This is a genomic window from Romboutsia sp., from assembly GCF_035470145.1.
Lineage (GTDB): Bacteria > Bacillota > Clostridia > Peptostreptococcales > Peptostreptococcaceae > Romboutsia_D.
The window spans coordinates 1-2,290 of the sequence record NZ_DATIRC010000057.1 but is presented as its reverse complement, the minus strand read 5'-3'; the positions used below and the strand labels follow the sequence as shown (position 1 = coordinate 2,290).

General features: G+C 26.2%; 4 protein-coding genes. 1 reads left to right on the top strand and 3 read right to left on the bottom strand.

The annotated features are described in order from the left end of the window. The 3 genes from VLM92_RS01990 to VLM92_RS01980 form a co-directional block, all read right to left on the bottom strand. Positions 1–436 (bottom strand): ATP-binding cassette domain-containing protein (locus tag VLM92_RS01990; RefSeq protein ID WP_325274678.1); only part of this gene is annotated, 436 nt, incomplete at its 3' end. A 470-nt stretch (positions 437–906) separates the two neighbouring features. After that, positions 907–1,056 carry a hypothetical protein gene (locus VLM92_RS01985; protein ID WP_325274677.1) on the bottom strand — a complete coding sequence of 50 codons (150 nt, stop codon included), beginning with the start codon at positions 1,054–1,056 and terminating at the stop codon, positions 907–909. Between the two features lie 51 nt (positions 1,057–1,107). Next, positions 1,108–1,248, bottom strand: coding sequence for a hypothetical protein (locus VLM92_RS01980; RefSeq protein ID WP_325274676.1), 141 nt, complete (start codon positions 1,246–1,248; stop codon positions 1,108–1,110). Between the two features lie 438 nt (positions 1,249–1,686). On the opposite strand from VLM92_RS01980, the gene VLM92_RS01975 reads away from it, so the two are divergent. Next, positions 1,687–2,133 (top strand): staygreen family protein, encoded by a 447-nt coding sequence (locus tag VLM92_RS01975; protein ID WP_325274675.1) that lies wholly within the window; start codon positions 1,687–1,689, stop codon positions 2,131–2,133. The last annotated feature ends 157 nt before the right edge of the window (positions 2,134–2,290 follow it).

The window sequence follows — 2,290 nt, the reverse complement described above, 5'->3', positions numbered from 1 at the left end:
CTGAGCACACCCTTGATATAGTTGTTTCTTTTTCATAACCACCTAAGTCTTCATACTTTAGTTGCAGATTGCTGTATTTCTCAAGTATATTATTTATATCATAATCCATACTTTGCATCTTTGATTCTAATTCCCTTAACTTCTCTTCTATATCCATTAAATCAGGAAATCCTAGATTTAATATTTCCCTTACTTTATAATTTTCAAATTCTGGTATTTGTTCTAGATAACCTATCTTTAAACCTTTTCTTATTAGTATATCTCCCCTATCCTTATTTTCTTTATTAACTATTATCTTGAATATACTGCTCTTTCCACATCCATTTCTTCCTATTATCGCTACTCTTTCTTTACTTTTAATATCAAAATTAATATCTTTAAAGATTAAATTTGATCCATAATACTTCTCTAAATTTTTTACTTCTAATTCTATCATTATAAAAACCTCCATTTAAAAAACCCAAGTAAATTCTTACTCGGGTTTGAAGGCATGACAAATTAATTTATAAATTTGTGTGCTAAAAAATCCGAGCAAGAATAAACTCGCCCGGATATATTTTTTTAGTTAAATTTATATCAGGATTAAAATTTATAACTTACTCTATTGACTCAAATATTTAATTTTAGACGCACTTATTCTATTAGCAACTTTATATGCTGAAATATTGAATGAATATTGTCTAATTTTTAACATTTTATCAACAAAGTAATTTTTCATTTTAACCCTCCTTTACATAATATTTCAAATATATTATAGTGCTATTTTTCTGAAAATTCAAGTATTTATCCGAAATAACTGTACATAATAAGATATGTTTTATTGAACACAAAAGGAAATCAATAGTTTAATCGATTGCTCAATTCATACACAATATAATCATATTACGAATGTTATAGCTAATATTATTATACACTATCTATTTTACCTTCAAATATCCATCTAAATGGAAATGAAAATTGTATAGAGCTAAAAATAGGTGATTCCTGACTATTTAAAATAACTGCTGATATTCTTATTGGAAAAGTATAATTTTCACCTATAGCACACTCCTTCAATACATATGATACACTCCTTTGTATCGAAAATATCTTTTCTTCTGATGTAAGTTAAGATTTAAACAAATCATTGATTTCACTTAAAGATTTTTGGATTAGTTCTTCTTCTGAAAAATTTTGTTTTAGTCTGCCTAAAACAGTAACCCAAGTTACATCTCCTGATTGTGAAGATATATAATTGTCTATATTCAAAGAAGCATTAAAATTATAATTTCTAGCGAAAAACTCACTAATTTTATCAATACCTCTATATACATTATTGTCGGGTCCAATAACATATGTATTATCATTGTCAGAAAAATAACTTCTTACTAAAGATGATATGTTTGGGTTTCCTATAAATTTTTTCTCAAAACTTTTTAAAAATTGATAACATATAACGGTTCAAAGGATAACTTGAGTAGACCAAAAATTTTAATAATCATTCTTTCAAGTTTGCAACCTTAAAGTATCTACCATAAATCATATTTCATTGATATTTACATAATTTATTATGGCAGACATTTCTTGATTAGTCATATTAAATCCTTCTTTATCTAATTTTATTACTATAATTAAATTATTTTTCGTAACTTATTTATCCTTAATCTAGTATTATATATAAATTAAAAATATTAGGTTGGTGATAATATGAAATTTAACCCTGATAAACTAGAAACAACCTTTATTGAACCTATGACGTCATCTGGTCCTATTAAAGGTAGAAAGTATACACTCACACATTCTGATGAGACAGGAATGATGTTTTTAGATATAGCTGATGAATATAATTATGATGCTATAAATCAAGATTTAAGGGATGAACTTTTAGGTACCTGGAAGTTTTACAATGATTCTTGTGGTTTAATTTTCTATGCTTATATTGGAGATTTGGACTATTTTCCTTCTCTAATTAAATATAATGCTTTTAAATATCATATGAACTTAGCATTGCAAGCTATAATTTATGGTGATAGAGATTTTCTAAAAAAACATCCAGAGCTTACTGAGTGTCCTATTTATGTAAAGTTTGATTCTTCTATACCAGCATTTGATAATTACGAGTTTTATGGTTATGTAAAAGATTATATAATATAACAAAGGCGGTTATTAGCTACATATTCTTGATTTTGTGTTATACTGGTAATACGGTAGAACTTTCAAAACTGTAAAATATTCAACCAATCGCCAACTGTATGTGGAGCGAAAACTAAGGCATGAAACATACAGAGTTGTTTCTATTCACAAGCCAATT

Bases quoted from the DNA above. Each gene is read 5' to 3' on its own strand.
- VLM92_RS01975 (WP_325274675.1), top strand. From the start codon at position 1,687: ATGAAATTTAACCCTGATAAACTAGAAACAACCTTTATTGAACCTATG.